We start from the raw sequence: 17,496 nt of genomic DNA on the forward strand, positions 1-17,496 counted from the left end.
GTGAGCGTCAGATCATGTACTGCATCGAGTGGTCTCCCAGGTAGCAGACGCGGGCCATCCGGCGCTCGGTGACCAGCCCGAAGGCCAGGTGCGCCCCGGCGGCGTGCACGTCCCGCCACAGCCGCTGCAGCGGGTGCTCGTCGCGCAGGGCCGCCGCTCCGGCCAGCCGGTAGGCGCCGTCGACGACCCGCTCCGCGACGCGCTGGGAGTGCTGGACCGCGCCGGCGAACCGCGCGCGGGTCTCCGGCCGGGCCGAGCCCGCCGTCGTGACCTCGTCCCACACCCGGGCCGCGGCCTCGTGGAGCAGGCACCGGGCGGCCAGGCGTTCGTTGTCCAGCCGCCAGAACTCGACCTGGGCGGCGGTGTCGGCCAGATCGGCCTCGGGCAGCGCGCGGAACTCCTCGACCGCGCGCCGGGCCAGGCCGACCGAGAACCCGCCCATCATCATCATGAGGAACGCGAAGTACGACAGCCGGTACAGCGGCCCCTCGTGCTCGCCCGGCTCGAAGAACGGGCTGAACGTCATCGAGTGCGGCACCTCGACGCCGCGGATCTCGACGTCGTCGCTGCCCGAACCCCGCAGCCCCAGCACGTGCCAGGTGTCGAGCACCTTCACCTCGCTGGCCGGCAGCACCGCGAAGCGCACTACGTCCTCGCCCCACTGCGGGGAGTCGACGCCGGGTTCCTTCTTGGCGAAGGCCGCGATGAACCAGTCCGCGTGGCGGCACCCGGAGTTGATCGCCCACCGGCCGTCGAGCCGGTAGACCGGACCGTCCTCGCCCTCGGCTTCGGTCGCCGGCAGGATCGTGCCCTCGCCCATCGGCGCCAGCGCGCACGCGATCAGCGGGTCCGGGCGCTCGGCCACCACCCGGCGGCCCAGTTCGGCCGAGCCCCAGCCGAGGAACCCGGACGCCTGGCCGATCATCAGCGTCCAGCCCACCGACGGGTCGGCCCACGAAATCTCCTCGACGACCGAGAGGACGGTGGCCGGGTCGGTCTCCGAACCGCCGAGCACCCGGGGCAGCGTCAGCGAGAAGAGGCCCGCTTCGCGCAGGGCCTCCACCGCGGTTCGGCTCGGGGTCCGCGCGCGTTCGGTCGCCGCTTCGCCGCCGACGAGGTCCCGGGCGATCCGGCGGGCGTCGCCGAGGAGCTGCTCGGGGGTGCGCACCGTTTCCGTTGCGGTCATGACGCCTTCCTCGGTTCGTCGGAGAACAGCCGGTCCAGGTCGGACTCGAGCGCGGCCCGCTCGGCCAGCAGCCGCGCGGGCCGGTCGAACCACGGGTGCGCGCCGAGCGCGGCGAGGTGGGCGAAGGATTCCTGCATGGGGTTGCCGTCGTAGAGCGCGCTCGCGCCGGTCAGGGTCATCACCTGGGTGGTCGCGGTGCGGGCGGCGTCCAGCGCGCCGATGCCGGTGACGACCAGCCGGGCCAGCGCGGCCGGACCGGTGGCCGGCTTCGCGGTCCGGGCGGTGAGCAGCGCCGCGGCGCCGTCGAGCAGCGCTTCGGCGGACAGCAGGATCGACAGCACCATCGGGTCGTCGATCGTCTTGACCGCGGCCCAGCCACGGGCGCTGGCGGCGGCCTTGCGCAGGAAGGCGTCCCGGAACCGCCCGGCGACGCCGAGGGCGTGCGCGCCCGCCGCGACCACCGCGAGCACACTGGGCGGCAGGGACAGCAGGTCGTCGCCGGGCGCGGCGGTGTCGTCGACGACCGTCCCCGCGCGGGCGCCGTCCCGCAGCCGCACGCGGTGCCCGCCCCAGACGTCCATCGCCGGGGCGAGCGGCACCGGCTCGGTGGTCACCGCCTCGCCCGCGTAGGCCGTCCAGGTCGCGGTGCCGTCGTCCGACCGGCCGGCGAGCACGACGCACCCGCTCGCGTCGACCGGCCGGTCCACCGTCCACTCCGGACCGCCGGTGCTGCCGGCCGGCCAGCCCAGCGCGGCCTCGCGCGGCACCGCGCTGTCCCGGATGGACAGTGCGTGGACGACGAGGGCGGTGACGCCCAGCCAGCCGGCCCGCGGGTCGAGGTGGCCCCGGGCGGCGATGTCGACGAGGTTCATGCGGGTTCCTTCCGGGCGGCGGTGAGTTCGGCCAGGAGGTTCGGCACCACCTGCTCGGGGCCGGGCAGGCCGGCGATCTCGTCGGCGACGTCCCGCGCCGTCTTGGCCGGCCGCGGGTCGTGGAGGACGTGGTCGAGCGCGTCGTCGAGCACGCCGGTGTCGCCGCCTTCGGGCACGGCGAACACGCCCGCGCCCCGGCGGGTGACCGCGTCGCCGTTGAACGCGTGGTCCGCTTCGCGCGAGACGATCACCTGCGGCACCCCGCGGGCGAGCGCGGCCAGGGTCGAGCCGGCCCCGCCGTGGTGGACCAGGACGTCGCAGCCGGGCAGCACGGCTTCCAGCGGCAGCCAGCCGTGGGCGAGCACCGAACCCGGGTCCGTGCCGGGCGGGAGGTCGCCGGCGACCAGCACGTCGAGGTCGTGCCGGGCCAGTGCCCGCAGCAGCAGCGGGGCGAGCTCGCCGTGCTCGGCGGTCGTGCCCAGGGTGACCAGCGCGCGCCGGCGGCCCGGCCGGGCGGCGAACCCGCCCGGGTCGAGCACCCGGGCGCCGCTGTAGGGCCGGTAGCCGAGCACCAGGCCGGTCGGCCCGCCCGGGTACATGCTCGGCGGGCAGACGTCGAGGGCCTCGTCGGGGTCGGCCAGCCCGGCGACGCCGTGCCGGCGGCACGCCTCGGCCAGGTGCGGGGCCATCCGGTCCTGCGTCCGGGCCACACCGGTGAGCTGGAACCCGTGCTCGACCGACGGCACGCCGAGCACCGCGGCCACCAGCGGGCCGACCGGCTGCAGCGCGGTGTGCACGACGACGTCCGGCCGCCACGCCCGGCCGAGCGCGACGGCCGCGTCGGCGACCCGGTCGGCCAGTGCCGCGAACAACTGCATCGCGAGGTCGAACCGCTCGGCCTCCGCGGCACCGGGCATCCGGCGCAGGAACGACATCCGGATCGCGGCCAGCTCGTCCGTCCCGCCCGGCAGCAGGTCGACGGCCGGGAGCCCGGCGGACACCGCCCCGGCCACCGCGGGCCCGGTCGCGCCGACGAGCACCGTCGCGCCCGCGCAGCGCGCCGCCCACAGGCTGGGCACCATCGGGAACAGGTGCCCGAGGCCCGAGGAGGTGAAGGCGAGAACGCGGGTCACGGCTTCCTCCTCAGCACGGTGACGTGGAAGGGCAGCCCCGGCACCTGCCGCGTCGCCTCGGCTTCGAGGCCGGCGGCGGCGTACATCCGCTCGTGCGCCGCGGTGGTGTGGACCTCGCCGGCCTCGGTCCAGGCCAGCATCAGCACGGAGAACAGGTGCGGCTCGGGGTCGTCGGCCGGGGCGTCGCCCGCGACGAACCCGACGACGCCGATCCGGCCGCCGGGGGCGAGCTGGGCCGCGGCGTGGGCCAGCAGTTCCGCGGACCGCTGTTCGGAGAAGTGGTGCAGCACGTTGGTGACCAGCACGAGGTCGTGGCCGGCGCCGAGGTCGAGCTCGAACATGTCGCCGGGGACGAACCGCGCGCGGTCGGCCAGGCCCTGGTCCTGGGCGTGCTGCCGGGTGATGGCCAGCACGTTCGGCCAGTCGACGCAGGTGACGGTCGAGCCGGGCAGCCGGCGGGTGAGGGTGAACCCGTAGATCCCGTGCCCGCAGGCCAGGTCCAGGATGCGCGGTGCCTCCCGGCCCGCCGACCACGGCTCCAGCAGCTCGGCCAGCAGCCCGGCGGTGGGCACGGTGACCGGCCCGACCGAGCGGGCGAAGGTCTCCCAGTAGTGGTAGCCGGGTGTCTCGGCGTTGACGTCGCGGACCGACCCGCCCTGCCGGACGGCGCCGGCGAGGTCGCGCATCGCGTCCCACTCCTCGTCGCTCGCCACGACGTCGACCATGCCGCCGTAGAAGCCCGGTTCGCCGGTCACCAGCAGGGACTTCGCGCCTTCGTCCAAAGTGTAGGGTCCGTCGGCGCCGCCGTGCACGAGCCCGAGCGCGGTCAAGGCGTTCAGCAGCAGCCGGATCCCGCGCGGCTCGGCGCCGGTCGCTTCGGCGACCTCGGCGGCGGTGGCGTGGCCGGCGCCGAGCGCGTCGAACACGCCGACCCGCAGGCCGGCCCGCAGCAGGCTGGTCTCCTTGTAGACCCGCATCATCCGGTACAGCCGCTCCCGGGTCACCGGCGCGGCTTCGAGCGTGGTCATGGGCGTTCCTCCGGGTCGGCGGGCGGGCTGGTGCGGACCTGGCGCATGCCGGTCATCGAAACGGTGCGGCCGAGCGCCTTGAGCGCCTTCGCGAGCTCCTCGTGCGCTTCGCCGGCGGAGAAGGCCCGGAAGTCCTCCGGGGTGTCCCATTCGCTGACGACGAAGTAGCGGCCGGTTTCGCGGGTGTGGGCGTTGAGGGACTGGGCGAGGATGCCGGGCGCCCGGCCTGCGGTGGCGGCCATCCGGTCCCACGCGGCGAAGAAGTCGGACGGCGGGGTGTCGCCGATGTCGATCTCCAGCAGCACCCGGAACACCCCGGTTTCGGTGGTGGTCATGCCGGCCTCCGCCAGTCGTAGAAGGGCTCGGCCTGCGCCTGGGCCATCGACGGCTCGTCGGGCCGGTAGGGCAGCAGCAGCTGCGCCAGCTCGCCGTCGATGGCGCGGAAGCGCTGGTCGCGCACGGCGGTGTAGAGCCGCTGCTGGAAGCCGTCCTCGCCTTCGATGAGGTGGAAGTAGAGGTCGTGGAAGCCGAATAGGGTCCGCCGGGTCGCGCCGATCTGCGCGGGCAGGGCGGTGCGGTCGTGCTCGGCGAACAGCTCGGTGATCCGGTCGCGGTCGGCGGGGTTCCACCGGCGGACCATCAGGGCGCGGTGCACGGGTTCTCCTTTCCGGTCTCCGCGGTGGGAGACGTGGTGGCCGGGCCGAGCCGGACCGGCAGCGTGCGCAGGCCGCGGACCAGCGAGCCGCGGCTCCACACGAGGTCGGCTTCGGCCGGTTCGGCCCGGGGGTGGCGGTCCAGCACCGCGGTGATGCCTTCGGCCAGTTCGATCCGGGCCAGCGCGGCACCCAGGCAGAAGTGCGGGCCGGTCCCGAAGGCCAGGTGCGACGGCGGGGTGGCGGCGAACCGGTCGAACCGCAGCTCGTCCGGGGCGTCGAACGCGGCGGGGTCGCGGTTGGCGGCGTTGAGCGCCGGGATGACGAGGTCGCCCGCCTCGACGGTGACGCCGGAGAGGTCCACTGTGGACGTCGCGACCCTGGGGAAGCCGCCGACCGAGCCGAGGGAGATCGCCCGTAGCAGCTCCTCGACGGCGTGGCCGACCTTGACCGGGTCACCGCGCAGGGCCGTGGCCGCGGCCGGGTCGGACAGCAGCAGCATCAGCGAGCTGGCGAGGTGGTTGCTGGTGGTCTCGTGCCCGGCGATGAGGATCGCCATGGCCAGCGGGACGAGTTCCCGCGGGCTCGCGTCCTGCGCGGCCAGGTCCGAGAGCAGGTCGTCCTGCGGCCGGGCGGCCCGGCGGCCCAGTAGCTCGCCGAAGTAGCCGGCGAGTTCCCCGCGGGCCCGGCCGACCTCCGGCGCGGACCCGGGCGCGGTGGAGAGGAACGCCTGCGCCCAGACGAAGAACCGGTCGTGGTCGGCCTCGGGGATGCCGAGCAGCGCCCCGATGACACCGGTGGACAGCGGCCGCGTGTAGCCGGCGACGAGGTCGGCCGGGTCGTCTTGCGCGCAGACGTCGAGCAGGGCCTGCGCGCGGGCCGCGATCCGGGGCCGCAGGGCGGCCATCCGCCGGGCCGAGAAGGCACCGCTGACGAGGCTGCGCAGCCGCGTGTGCTCCGGCGGGTCGAGGGCGAGCAGGGACCCGGCGGGCGGGGAGAGCCCGGCCGTGGGCGCCCCGGCGGCTTCGACGGCGGCCGCGCGGGAGAAGCGGGGGTCGGTGTGCACGGTCCGGACGTCGGCCATGGTCGTGGCGAGCCACGCCCAGCGTCCTTCGCCGAGGAAGACCGGGACGGGGGCCCGGGTGGCCCGGGCGGTCGCGTAGCCGGGATCGGGGTCGATGCCGTCGCGGGCGGCGAAGGGGTAGGTGGTGGTGGGCTGCGTCTGTGCTGTCATGCGGCTTCCCTGTGGGGCGTGATCCGGTTCTCGCGTGATCGGAGGCGGAACTCGCGTGATCGGGGGCGGACCTCGTGTGTCCGGAGGGGTTTCTCGGGTGACGGGGGAGGCATCTCGCGTGATGGGAGGGGCATCACTCGTGATCGGGGGGACGACACGGTCATGCGGGGTCCGCGCGGAGGACGGTCCAGCGGCCGGTTTCCGGCTTGCCGGTCAGGCGGAAGCCGGTGTCGGCGAACAGGTCCCGCCATTGGGTGACCGTGCGTTCGCGGCCGCCGAAGAGGACCAGCATGTCGATGTCGAGGACCTTGCCGTGGTCGAAGCCGTTGCCCGGTGAGACCACCTGCTCGACCACGAACAGCGGCGCCTCCCGGTCGCCGATCGCGGAGCGGACGCGGCGCAGCAGGGCCTCCGCCTGCGCGTCGGGCCAGTTGTGCAGCACCGCCTTGAGGAAGTACGCGTCGGCGTCGGCCGGCAGCGGGTCGCCGAAGAAGTCGCCCGGGCGCAGCTCCACCCGGTTGTCGACGCCCTCGGCGGACAGCACCGGCCCGGCGTCCGCCAGCACGCTGGGCCGGTCCACCAGGATGCCGCGGGTCTCCGGGGCCCGGCGCAGGGCCGCGCCGAGGAAGTGCCCGTGCCCACCGCCGAGGTCGGCGATGCGGGCGTACCGCTCGGGCTCGATCCGCGCCAGGTGCCGCTCGGTCTCCCACCGGCCCAGCTCGGTCATCATCGCGTCGAAGAACTGCTCGTCGTCCGGGTGCTCGCGCAGGTAGCCCCAGAAGTCCGTGCCCAGCACCGGAACCGTGGCCGGCCGCCCGGTGCGCAGCGTGTGCAGCAGCGCCCCGTACGGCTCGGTGAAGAACCGCTTGCGGCCGTAGGCGATCAGCGGCCGCAGGCTGTAGGGCAGGTCGGCGCGCATCGGGCCGGACAGGGGCGTGCCGTCGAACACGCCGGGCTCGGTTTCGGTGAACACGCCGAAGGATGCGGCCATCCGCAGCACCCGGTACAGCGCGTCCGGGTCGGCCCCGCACTTCCCGGCCAGCTCGTCCACCGGCCGCGGTCCTTCGGCGAGGATCTCGGCGACGCCCAGTTCCGCCAGCGCCCCGACGACGTGGGCCAGGCGCAGCCCGCAGGTGAGGATGGTCAGCCGCTCGCGGTGGGCGTCGGCGCTCCCGGGACCGGCGCCGGCGCGGGCCTCGATCACGGACTTGATGTGCTGCAGCTGCTCGGCGGAGGTCCGGTTCAGCCGCTCGGTCATCGCGGCGTCGTCGAACGGCAGGCCGGGCCGGACCGCGAACTCCTGCCGCCAGCGCAGTTCCACCCCGCCGTCGACGTCGCGGTAGTCCCAGCGCAGCCGCATGTACTCGAACGGGCCGGTCTCGATCCGGTGCGCGGTCACCCTGCGGGCGTCGCGGTCGGGGAACCGCTCGGAGACCCAGGTCCAGACGGACCCGTCCGGATCGGGCACGGTGGTCAGCCGGAACCGCACCGAATCCGCGCTCTCGCCGAGGATCTCGGCCTTCGCGTACTCGGTGAACAGCGTGGGCCAGGACGCGACGTCGTTGGTCAGGTCCCAGACGGTGGCGAACGGGGCGTCGATGACGACGCGGTTGTCGGTCGTGGCCGGCACGGGTGGCTCCCTCTCTGGCGGTGGTGGTCAGGACGGGTGGCCGACGCGCGGCGGCGGCGCGTCGGGGTGCGGGACGGGGGCGGTGTCGACGTGCCCCTCGGCCGGGCTCGGCGCGAGCGGGCCGAGGAACAGCACGACGCGGGCGGGCACCGGGCCGTGCTGGCGCATCACGTGGCGCGCGCCCCGCCGGACGAAGCTCGCGTCCCCGGCGGACAGCTCGACGGCGTGCCCGTCCACTTCGAGCGTCACGGCACCCTCGACGACCAGCAGGTGCTCGTCGGACCACGGGTGGTAGTGCTCGCTGACGGCTTCGCCGACGTCCAGCACGGCTTCGGCGAGGAAGCCGGCGCGGGTGCCGGCCGAGGTGGGGGTCAGCAGCGGGCGGATGTGGCCGCCCTGGCGGCGGCCGGCGGGCACGTCCGCGGTGCGGATGCGGATCGGCGGGACGGGTTCGGGCACGGGTTCCTCCTGGGGTGTCGGGTCACGGGCGGACGAGCCGCAGGCCGGGGCGGGCGGTCAGGGCCGCCCGCACCACGCCGTCGAGGCCGTCTTCGAGGCGGACCGCCGGGCGCCAGCCGGTGATGTCCACAAAGGACGAAGGGTCGACGGCGACGTCCTCGAAGTCGCCCGGCGCCGCGTAGTCCGGTGGCGGCACGCGCTGCAGCGGCACCGCCGGGACGCCGGTGCGGCGGGCCGCGGCGGCGGCGATCAGCTTCAGGACGTCGCCGAGCGGGACGGCGTGCCCGGAGCCGACCGGCCACGCGCGGCCGTCGAGCGCCTCGGCGTGGCACACCGCGAGCCACAGGGCCGCCGCTACGTCGTCGACGTGCACCAGGTCCCGGCGCACCGACCCGTCGTGCCACAGCGTCAGCGGCAGGCCGGCCACCGCCCGCGCGGCCATGACGGTGACCACGCCGGTCCCCGGCGAGCCGGCGCCCGCGCCGTAGACCGTGGGCAGCCGCAGCACGACCCCGCGCACCGCCCCGGCCGACGCGGCGCCGAGCAGGGCTTCCTCCACGGCTCGCTTGTGCCGGTCGTAGCCGGCGTGGCTCGACGAGGGGACGGTCCCGGCGGTCACCACCGTGACCGGGCGGCCGCCGACGATGTCGAGCAGATCGACCATCGGCTGCACGGTGGTCCGGTGCGCTTCCGGGTCGTCTTCGGCCACCCGCCAGGAGCGGCCGTCGCTCATCCGCGCCACCAGGTGGACCACCACGTCGGCGTCGTGCACCACCGAAGCCAGCTCGTCCTTGCGCGTGACGTCCGCGCGGACGTGCCCGGGCACCGGCCGCCGTCCCACCGCGCGGGTCCGGACGCCGAGCGCGGCCAGCCGCGCCACCAGCGACGAGCCGAGGTAGCCCGTGCCGCCGAGCACCACGACCAGCGGATCGCGGGCACTCACCGGGCACCCAGGGTCCGCCGCAGCGCTTCGATCACGTCGTCCTGGCGGCGCTTGTCGAGGGCGGCGTACATCGGCAGCGAGAAGATCTCCGTGGCGAGGTGCTCGGTGACCGGCAGCGAGCCCGGCCCGTAGCCCAGGTGCGCGAACCCGCTCATGGTGTGCACCGGCCAGCGGTAGCTGACGTTCAGCTCGATGTCCTGCTTCGCCAGCTCGGCGAGGATTTCGTCGCGCCGGGGGTGGCGGACGACGTAGAGGTAGTAGACGTGCTCGTTGCCCGCGGTGACCGACGGCAGCACCAGCTCGGTGTCGCCGAGCCCCTCGGCGTACCGGGCGGCGATCTCCCGGCGGGCGGCCACGTAGGTGTCGAGCCGGCGCAGCTTGCGCCGCAGGATCTCGGCCTGGACCGCGTCGAGCCGGGAGTTGTGGCCCGGCGTCCGGACGACGTAGTAGCGCTCGGCCATGCCGTAGTAGCGCAGCCGGCGCAGGGCCTCGGCGGTCTCCGCGCTGCGCGTGATCGTCGCGCCGCCGTCGCCGTAGGCGCCCAGGACCTTGGTGGGGTAGAAGGAGAACGCGGCCGCGTCGCCCATGGTGCCGGCGAGCCGGTCGTGCCGGCGGGCGCCGTGCGCCTGCGCGCAGTCCTCGAGCACCCGCAGGCCGTGCCGGGCGGCGACCGCGTTGACCGCGTCCATGTCCACGCACTGGCCGTAGAGGTGCACCGGGACGATCGCCCGGGTCCGCTCGGTGATCGCGGCTTCCAGCAGCGCGGTGTCCAGCAGCTGGTCCTCGGCGCGGACGTCGACGAACCGCGGCGTCGCGCCGGTCCCGTCGATCGCGACCACGGTCGGCGCGGCGGTGTTGGCCACCGTGATCACCTCGTCGCCGGGGCCGACGCCGAGGGCCTCCAGGCCGAGCTTGATCGCGTTGGTGCCGTTGTCCACGCCGACGCAGTGGGCGACCCCGTGGTAGGCGGCGAACTCCGCTTCGAACCCCTCGACGCTCGGCCCGAGCACGAGCTGCCCGGAACCGAAGACGGTTTCGACCGCGTCCAGGATGTCTTCGCGCTCGGTGGCGTATTCGCTCAGGTAGTCCCAAACCCGGATCGTCATGCGGTCTCCTCAACCGGTCGGGGGAGGCGGCCGCCGAGGGCCGCTTCGAGGGCGGTGCTGGTGGAGTGGTCCGGCAGCAGGCCGGCGGCGTCGAGCTCGGCGAGCGTCGGCGCGTCGCGGTCGCGGGCCGACAGCACCGGTGCGTCCCGCCCGACCGGCCGCGGCAGCCGCAGGCGGATCCGCGGGTCGTGGATCGACAGGGCGAGCTCGTTCTCCGGGACGTAGGTGCCGGAGAGCAGGTAGGTCATCGTGGCGTCGTCGGACAGCGCGGCGAAGGCGTGCCCCACCCCGACGGGGAGGTAGACCGCCCGGCCGTGCTCGGCGTCGAGGCGCACCACGTCCCACGCCCCGAAGGTCGGCGAGCCGGTGCGCAGGTCCACGACGTAGTCGAGGACGCTGCCGTGCACGCACGAGACGTACTTGGCGACGCCGGGCGGCGTGCGCGTGAAGTGGATGCCGCGCACCACGCCCGCCCGCGACCGGCTCGTGCTCACCTGCGCGAGCGGGAAGAGCGGCGCTCCGGCGAACGCGCGGTGGTCGCGCTCGTCGTAGGCGGTGCGGAACAGCCCGCGGCCGTCGCGGTGGGTGGCCGGGGTGAAGGTCCAGGCCCCGGCGACGGCGAGCGCGCGCCGGGTCCCGGGTGCGTCCGCGGTGGACGCGTCGACCGGCAGGGACAACGGGACTCCCGGGGGAAGGCGGGTCAGAGGACCCGGACGTCGGGCACGTAGGTGATCCAGCGGCCGCCGCGTTCCCGGAACTCCGTCTCCCGAGCCATGATCTCCGCGGCGTGGTTCCAGGCGAACAGCAGCGCGTAGTCCGGGTAGGGCGCGTCGAACGCCGACGCCGGCGAGACGGGGATGTGGGTGCCCGGCGTGACCCGGCCCTGCTTTTCGGGGGTGGTGTCGTAGACGGTGGTGACGAGCTCGGGGCCGATCCCGCAGAAGTTCGTCACCGTCGCGCTCTTGGCGGTGGCGCCGTAGGCGGCGATCGTGTGCCCGTCCTCGCGCAGCCGGGTGAGCAGGGCGATGAGCTCGCGGGCGTTGTGCCGGACGCTGTCGGCGAAGGCGGCGAGGGTGGCGGGGTCGTGCAGCCGGCGTTCCGCTTCTTCGGCGACGAGCTCGGCGACCGCGGGGCTCGCGGGCCGTTTTCCTTCACGCGCCAACGTGTAGCGGACTTCGCCGCCGTGCACGGCCAGGCGCTCGACGTCGACCAGCGCCAGCCCGTGGCGGCGGGCCAGCTCGGCGACCGTGGTGGCGCTGAAGAGGAAGTAGTGCTCGTCGTAGATCTGGTCGAACGACGTCGCCGCGACGACGTCCCCGAGGTAGGGGTCTTCGAAGACGAAGATCCCGTCGTCGGTGAGCAGCTCGCTCACGCCGTCGAGCACCGAGCCGATGTACGGGATGTGGCAGAGGGTGTTGGCCGCGTAGATGACGTCGGCCGGCCCGTCCTCGGCGGCGATCGCGGCCGCGGTCTCCTTCTCGAAGTAGGCGGTGAGCACCCGGACCCCGCGTTCCTCGGCGGTCCGGGCGATCCCGCCGGAGGGTTCCACGCCGAGGTGCCGGACCCCGGCTTCGGCGATCGTCCCCAGCATCACGCCGTCGTTGCAGCCGAGCTCGACGACGAACGGGTCGGGCTTGCCGGCGAGTTCGGTGCCGAGCAGGTGCTTCGCCCAGTCCGAGAAGTGCGTCCGCATCACCGACGATCCCGATGAGCGGTACGGGTAGTGCTCGCCGAACATGCGCTCGCGCGGGACTTCTTCGAGCAGCTGGACCGTCGCGCACCCGGCGCACCGGCCCAGCTGCAGCCGGTAGAAGAACTCCTGGCCCGCGGCCGGGGGTTCCGGCGGGAAGACGTCGGACAACGGCTGGCTGCCGAGGTCGAGCACGAGCTCGACGGATCGGCCGCAGACCCGGCACTGGGACATCGGGTTACCCCCTCGGGAAGTCGGATGCCGGGCAGCCTGGGGAGCGCGGCTCGAGAAGTTCTCGAAGTTCTCGAAGCTCGCTCGACCGGCGGGCCGGCAACCGCTGGAGCCGCACGTCACCGGGAGCAGGAGCCCCGCTGGGTGGCAAATCGTCGCACACCGTCGAGAAAATCGTTGCAGTGCGTTCACATCTGTCGATCAAAGCCAAGGGCAATGATATGTGAGATAGGTCACAAAACCGGTTCAAGCTGTCAGGGTCCTTATAACCGGATCTAGCATGAAATTCGCCACCGGGGGACGGCATTCACGGTGAAAGACTCACGACACCGATATCTGTCCGCACCCCGGTCCATTCCGGTGCGGAAATATTCGGAGGTGTTGGGTGGATTTCACATTGCTCGGCGGCATGGAGATTCGATCCGACGAACGCGGTGGAATCCCGTCGGCGCCGAAACAACGGCAGGTGCTGGCCATGCTCCTGCTCAACGCCAACAAGGTCACCTACGTCGACGAGCTGTCGGACGAGCTCTGGGGTGACCGGCCGCCCGTCAGCAGACACACGACCCTGCAGACCTACGTCTACCAGCTGCGCCGCCGGCTCGAGAGCCCGTCGCGGCGGACCACGATCGTCACCCGGCCGCTCGGGTACATGCTGCAGGTGCCCGACGGCTCCATCGACGTGCTGGAGTTCCAGGCGAAGATCGAGCAGGCCGCCCGGGTCCTCGAGCTGGAGCCGGACGTGGCGGTGGAGCTGCTCGAAGGCGCGCTGAGCCTGTGGCGCGGCCCGGCGCTGGCCGACGTCGTCTGCGGGTCCGTGCTCACCGGGTACGTCACCCAGCTCGACGAGCTGCGGATATGCGCCACCGAGCTGCTGATCGAGGCGCGGATGAACACCGGGCACTACCGAGAGCTGGTCTCCGAGCTGAAGCGGCTGGTGCACACCTACCCGTTCCACGAAAACTTCCACGCCCAGCTCGTCCGCGCGCTGTCGATGAGCGGGCGGCGGCAGGAGGCGATCGCCGCCTACCGTTCGGTCCGCTCGATGCTGCGGGCCGAGCTCGGGATCGACCCCTCGCCGTGCCTCGACGACGCCCTGCAGCTCGCGCTGAACGGGCCGCGGCCGGCCGGTGTCCCCTCCCTGCCCGGCGTGCGCCAGGAGCGCTGCGGGTGACCCCCGATGCTTCCGGAGCCCGATCGTGGGTATACGGCACCTGATACCGACGACACGGAGGCCGTCCCTTGGCGCACACGACGGAGCACCCACCCGCTGAGCGGCAGCGGGCCACCTCGTCCTGGCGGACCATCGCCTGGACCCTGCTGCTGGACGTGGCGCTGCCGTTCGCCTCCTACCTGGTCCTGCTGGTGTGGTTCGGCGTGCCCGAGGCGGCCGCGCTGGCCGCCGCCGGCGGCGTGGCGTTCCTGCGGGCCGTGGTGATCTGGGTGCGCGAGCGGCAGATCGGCGCGCTGTCGATCCTGCTCGTGGTCCGGTTCTTCCTCGGCGTGCTGGCCGCGCTGATCACCGGGGACGCCCGGTTCGTGCTGGCCAAGGACTCCGTGGTGACGGCGGTGGTCGGGCTCAGCGTGCTGGCCAGCCTGGTCCTCGCCCGCCCCGCGATCTTCTACATCCGCCGGAGCCTGTCACCGCGCAAGCACGCCTTCGACCGGCAGTGGCGGGAGGCCGCCGGGTTCCGGCGGCTCAACCGGCGGATGACCTGGGTGTGGGGGCTCGGCCTGCTCGGCGAGTCGACGCTGCGGATCGCCGTCATCTACCTGCTGCCGATCGGGGTCGCCGCCTTCCTGTCGCAGGCGATGGCCGCGCTGGCCATCGTGGTGCTCGTCGCCTGGACGCAGTGGCGCGGACGGCGCAGCCCGGTCGACCCCGAGGAGTGAAACCTCGAGCCTGGCTCGAGCGGGGTAACAGGAACCTGACACCCGCGGCCGATTTTGCCATAGTGGGCCCATGCAGACGGCGATCGAGGCCGACGGCCTCGGCAAGCGCTTCGGCGACACCCACGCCCTGTCCGGCACGACGTTCACCGCGCGCCGGGGCACGGTCCTCGGCGTCCTCGGCCCCAACGGCGCGGGCAAGACGACGGTGGTCCGGATCCTCAGCACGCTCATCCGGCCCGACACCGGCCGGGCCAGGGTGGAGGGGTGCGACGTCGTCACCGACGCCCACCGCGTCCGCCGGCTGATCGGCGTCACCGGCCAGTACGCCGGCGTCGACGAAAAGCTGACCGGGCTGGAAAACCTGGTCCTGATCGGGAAACTGCTCGGCCTGTCCCGCGCGGCCGCGCGGGAGCGCGGTGCGGCGCTGCTCGACCGGTTCGGGCTGAGCGCGGCAGGCGGCCGGGTCGCGGGCGGCTACTCCGGCGGCATGCGGCGGCGGCTGGACCTGGCGGCCAGCCTGGTCGGCCGTCCCCGGGTGCTGTTCCTCGACGAACCGACCACCGGGCTCGACCCCGCGGCCCGCGGCGACCTCTGGCAGGTGGTCCGCGACCTCGTCGGCGACGGCACCACCGTGCTGCTGACCACCCAGTACATCGAGGAGGCCGACCGGCTCGCCGACGACGTCGTGGTCATCGACCGCGGGGTCGTCGTCGCCAGCGGCACCCCGGCCGAGCTGAAGGGCAGGCTGGGGACGTCGACGCTGGTGGTGCGGCCCCGGGACCCCGGCCACACGGGACGGTTGCGCGAAGTGCTCACCGCGTTCGGCCACCCGGTGACCGAGGAGGACGGCGCGCTGGCCACGACGGCGGGCGACGACGACCTGCTGCCCGCGGTGGTCCGGCGGCTCGACGAGCGGGGCATCCCGGTCAGCGAGCTGGCCCTGCGGCGCTCCACGCTGGACGAGGTGTTCCTCGCCATCACCCGCGGCGAGTCCACTGTGGACGTGGTCCGGTGACCGCCGCGCCCGGGCACGTCCCGCCCCTGCTCGCCCTGCGCCAGTCCGGCACCTTCGCCTGGCGCAGCATCCTGCAGATCAAGCACAAACCGGCCGAGCTGCTCGACCTTTCGGTGCAGCCGATCATGTTCACGCTGTTGTTCACCTACGTTTTCGGTGGTGCGATCGGCGGAACACCGCGGGATTACCTGCAATTCGCCCTCGGCGGGCTGATTGTGCAGAACGCGTTGTTCCTCTCCATCTACGCGGCCATCGGACTGTCCACGGATCTCCAGAAGGGCCTGTTCGACCGCTTCCGCAGCCTCCCGATCGCCCGCGGCGCGCCGCTGGCCGGCCGCGTGCTGGCCGACGTCGTCCGGCAGCTGTGGTCGCTGATCGTCCTGCTGGTGGTCGGGGTGGCCCTCGGCTTCCGGTTGACGACCGGGTTCCCGGCGCTGCTCGGCGCCTTCGCGGTCCTGACGATGTTCACCGTCTCGTTCGCCTGGCTGCCGGTGTGGATCGGGGTCCTCGCGCGTGATCCGGAGAAGGTCCAGGTGTTCGGGTTCGTCGTGGTCCTGCCGCTGACGTTCACCAGCAACGCCCTCGTCCCGACGGCCACGATGCCGTCCTGGCTGCGGTCCTGGGTGGACGTGAACCCGGTGACGCAGGTGAACGACACGCTCCGGGCGCTGCTGTCCGGGGGATCGGCCGGCGGGCCGCTGGGTGGGGCGGTGCTGTGGTCGGCCGCGCTGGCGGCGGTGTTCGGCACGCTCAGCGTGGTGGCCCTGCGAACCCGCGGCTGAGGGGACTCGCCCGGGTTCGCCCCGGCTCCGGACCCGCGGCCGAGCAAGCGCTTCCTCGAGCGAGCCGTCCGAGAACTCTTCAGCCGTCGTCGAGCCCGTACCGGCAGGCTTTGCCGCAGAAAGCGTTGCCTAGCAAAGGAGTTCGCATGACGGACGAGTCCGGGCCGGACGGCCGGGTGTCCGCATGAGCGGACCGTTCACCATCGTCCGCCCGCCGGAAACCCTGGTCTCCGGGGACCGCGGGATGCCCGCCGCGGTGGCCGGGTCCGCACTGGCCGCCGGGGAGGCCGGGCCGGTGCGCCGCTGGCTCGCCGAGCGCGACCGGCTCTCGGCGATGACGGTGACCCGGGTGGATCTGGCCGGCCTGCGCGGCTGGCACGACGACGGCGTGCTCCGCCACCACACCGGGCGGTTCTTCACCGTGGAGGGCCTCGACGTGCGGGTCGAAGGCGGCGCGGTCCCGCACTGGCGGCAGCCGATCATCTGCCAGTTCGAAGTCGGCGTGCTCGGCATCCTGGTCGCCCGGATCGACGGCGCGCTGCGGTTCCTCATGCAGGCGAAGGTCGAGCCCGGCAACGCGCGGGGCCACCAGCTCTCGCCCACCGTGCAGGCCACGCGCAGCAACTACACCCGTGCCCACGGGGGCCGCTCCGTGCCCTACCTGCGTCACTTCGCCGACGCCCCGCCCGCCCGGGTCGTCGTCGACGTCCTGCAGTCGGAACAGGGCTCGTGGTTCCTGCGCAAGCGCAACCGCAACATGGTCGTCGAGGTCGACCCGGGCATCGAGGTCCTGGACGGCTTCCGCTGGTGCACCCTCGCCGAGATCCACGCCGCGCTGGCGGTCGAGGACCTGGTCAACATGGACGCCAGGACCGTGCTGTCCTGCCTCCCGCTGCACGGCCCCGGCCTGGCGGAGCGGCTGGACGTCACGGCGGCGGGGTTCACCGGCGCCCTCGTCCGGTCGATGGCCGGGACGCACGGGGGAGTCCACCACCTGGAGGAGATCCTCGGCGCGGTCACCGCGGCCCGCGCCGAAACCGCGGTGAGCGCGCGGCGGGTGCCGCTGGCCGAGGTGTCCGGGTGGCACCGCCGCGACGGGGCGATCGTGCACGAGAGCGGCGCCTTCTTCGAGGTGCTGGGCGTCGACGTCAAGGCCGAGGGCCGCGAGGTCGCGGAGTGGTCGCAGCCGATGTTCGCCGCGCGCGGCACCGGGCTGGTGTGCTTCCTCGCGAAGGCCTTCGACGGCGTGCTGCACGTCCTCGTCCAGCTGCGCCGCGAGCCGGGGTTCCTCGACTCGGTGGAGCTGGCCCCGACCGTGCAGTGCACGCCCGCCACGCACGCCCGCACCCCGCCGTCGGCCCGGCCGCCGTTCCTCGACGTGGTGCTGGCCGCCGACCCGGCCGCGTTCCGCTTCGACACGGTGATGTCCGAGGAGGGCGGCCGGTTCCACCACACCCGCACCCGCTACACCGTGCTCGAAGCCCCGGACGTCACCGAACGGCCCGGCTTCCGCTGGATGACCGTCGACCAGCTCGCCGGCCTGCTGCGGCACAGCCACTACGTCGACGTCCAGGCCCGGAGCCTGGTGCCCTGCCTGCAGGCGCTGGCCTGCGGCCCCGCCGCACGACCGGCGGCCTGACC

The 17,496-nt window shown here is 73.8% G+C and carries 18 protein-coding genes; 5 read left to right on the top strand and 13 right to left on the bottom strand.

Annotated elements, in window-relative coordinates; translation table 11 throughout:
• Positions 1-7 precede the first annotated feature (7 nt).
• The 13 genes from HUT10_RS44640 to HUT10_RS44700 all read right to left on the bottom strand — a co-directional run bounded on the left by HUT10_RS44640 (position 8) and on the right by HUT10_RS44700 (position 12,168).
• On the bottom strand, positions 8-1,186 hold the full coding sequence (locus tag HUT10_RS44640) for an acyl-CoA dehydrogenase family protein (RefSeq protein ID WP_176176734.1): 1,179 nt from the start codon (positions 1,184-1,186) through the stop codon (positions 8-10).
• Positions 1,183-2,058 carry a hypothetical protein gene (locus tag HUT10_RS44645; protein ID WP_176176735.1) on the bottom strand — a complete coding sequence of 292 codons (876 nt, stop codon included), beginning with the start codon at positions 2,056-2,058 and terminating at the stop codon, positions 1,183-1,185. Before HUT10_RS44645 ends, HUT10_RS44640 begins: the two co-directional genes overlap by 4 nt.
• Positions 2,055-3,191 (bottom strand): glycosyltransferase, encoded by a 1,137-nt coding sequence (locus HUT10_RS44650; protein ID WP_176176736.1) that lies wholly within the window; start codon positions 3,189-3,191, stop codon positions 2,055-2,057. Before HUT10_RS44650 ends, HUT10_RS44645 begins: the two co-directional genes overlap by 4 nt.
• Positions 3,188-4,219 (bottom strand): class I SAM-dependent methyltransferase, encoded by a 1,032-nt coding sequence (locus tag HUT10_RS44655; protein WP_217709696.1) that lies wholly within the window; start codon positions 4,217-4,219, stop codon positions 3,188-3,190. The genes HUT10_RS44650 and HUT10_RS44655 overlap by 4 nt, the downstream gene beginning before the upstream one ends.
• Positions 4,216-4,554, bottom strand: coding sequence for an antibiotic biosynthesis monooxygenase (locus tag HUT10_RS44660; protein ID WP_176176737.1), 339 nt, complete (start codon positions 4,552-4,554; stop codon positions 4,216-4,218). The genes HUT10_RS44655 and HUT10_RS44660 overlap by 4 nt, the downstream gene beginning before the upstream one ends.
• A complete protein-coding gene (locus HUT10_RS44665; RefSeq protein ID WP_254897303.1) occupies positions 4,551-4,874 on the bottom strand; it encodes a TcmI family type II polyketide cyclase in 324 nt (107 codons plus the stop codon). The genes HUT10_RS44660 and HUT10_RS44665 overlap by 4 nt, the downstream gene beginning before the upstream one ends.
• Entirely contained in the window at positions 4,859-6,106 is a 1,248-nt protein-coding gene (locus HUT10_RS44670) for a cytochrome P450 (RefSeq protein WP_176176738.1), read from the bottom strand. Before HUT10_RS44670 ends, HUT10_RS44665 begins: the two co-directional genes overlap by 16 nt.
• Positions 6,107-6,266: 160 nt before the next feature.
• Positions 6,267-7,736 (bottom strand): methyltransferase, encoded by a 1,470-nt coding sequence (locus HUT10_RS52345; RefSeq protein WP_176176739.1) that lies wholly within the window; start codon positions 7,734-7,736, stop codon positions 6,267-6,269.
• A 27-nt stretch (positions 7,737-7,763) separates the two neighbouring features.
• Positions 7,764-8,195 carry a cupin domain-containing protein gene (locus tag HUT10_RS44680; RefSeq protein ID WP_254897304.1) on the bottom strand — a complete coding sequence of 144 codons (432 nt, stop codon included), beginning with the start codon at positions 8,193-8,195 and terminating at the stop codon, positions 7,764-7,766.
• Between the two features lie 22 nt (positions 8,196-8,217).
• Complete coding sequence (locus tag HUT10_RS44685; protein WP_176176740.1) at positions 8,218-9,138, bottom strand: NAD(P)-dependent oxidoreductase; 921 nt, start codon at positions 9,136-9,138, stop codon at positions 8,218-8,220.
• Complete coding sequence (locus HUT10_RS44690; protein ID WP_176176741.1) at positions 9,135-10,244, bottom strand: DegT/DnrJ/EryC1/StrS aminotransferase family protein; 1,110 nt, start codon at positions 10,242-10,244, stop codon at positions 9,135-9,137. The genes HUT10_RS44685 and HUT10_RS44690 overlap by 4 nt, the downstream gene beginning before the upstream one ends.
• A complete protein-coding gene (locus tag HUT10_RS44695) occupies positions 10,241-10,921 on the bottom strand; it encodes a dTDP-4-dehydrorhamnose 3,5-epimerase family protein (RefSeq protein ID WP_303247012.1) in 681 nt (226 codons plus the stop codon). The genes HUT10_RS44690 and HUT10_RS44695 overlap by 4 nt, the downstream gene beginning before the upstream one ends.
• 23 nt (positions 10,922-10,944) lie before the next feature.
• On the bottom strand, positions 10,945-12,168 hold the full coding sequence (locus HUT10_RS44700; RefSeq protein ID WP_176176742.1) for a class I SAM-dependent methyltransferase: 1,224 nt from the start codon (positions 12,166-12,168) through the stop codon (positions 10,945-10,947).
• 382 nt (positions 12,169-12,550) lie between these two features.
• Between HUT10_RS44700 and HUT10_RS44705 the strand changes: the two genes are divergently transcribed.
• From HUT10_RS44705 to HUT10_RS44725, 5 genes are all read left to right on the top strand, one after another.
• Positions 12,551-13,339, top strand: a complete 789-nt coding sequence (locus HUT10_RS44705; protein ID WP_217709697.1) for an AfsR/SARP family transcriptional regulator — start codon at positions 12,551-12,553, stop codon at positions 13,337-13,339.
• Between the two features lie 68 nt (positions 13,340-13,407).
• Positions 13,408-14,058 carry a VC0807 family protein gene (locus HUT10_RS44710; protein ID WP_176176744.1) on the top strand — a complete coding sequence of 217 codons (651 nt, stop codon included), beginning with the start codon at positions 13,408-13,410 and terminating at the stop codon, positions 14,056-14,058.
• A 70-nt stretch (positions 14,059-14,128) separates the two neighbouring features.
• Positions 14,129-15,073, top strand: a complete 945-nt coding sequence (locus HUT10_RS44715) for an ATP-binding cassette domain-containing protein (protein WP_176176745.1) — start codon at positions 14,129-14,131, stop codon at positions 15,071-15,073.
• Positions 15,070-15,855 carry an ABC transporter permease gene (locus HUT10_RS44720; protein ID WP_176176746.1) on the top strand — a complete coding sequence of 262 codons (786 nt, stop codon included), beginning with the start codon at positions 15,070-15,072 and terminating at the stop codon, positions 15,853-15,855. The genes HUT10_RS44715 and HUT10_RS44720 overlap by 4 nt, the downstream gene beginning before the upstream one ends.
• A 184-nt stretch (positions 15,856-16,039) precedes the next feature.
• Positions 16,040-17,494, top strand: a complete 1,455-nt coding sequence (locus tag HUT10_RS44725) for an NDP-hexose 2,3-dehydratase family protein (RefSeq protein ID WP_176176747.1) — start codon at positions 16,040-16,042, stop codon at positions 17,492-17,494.
• Positions 17,495-17,496 lie beyond the last annotated feature (2 nt).

Source organism: Amycolatopsis sp. Hca4 (assembly GCF_013364075.1).
Classification (GTDB): Bacteria; Actinomycetota; Actinomycetes; order Mycobacteriales; family Pseudonocardiaceae; genus Amycolatopsis.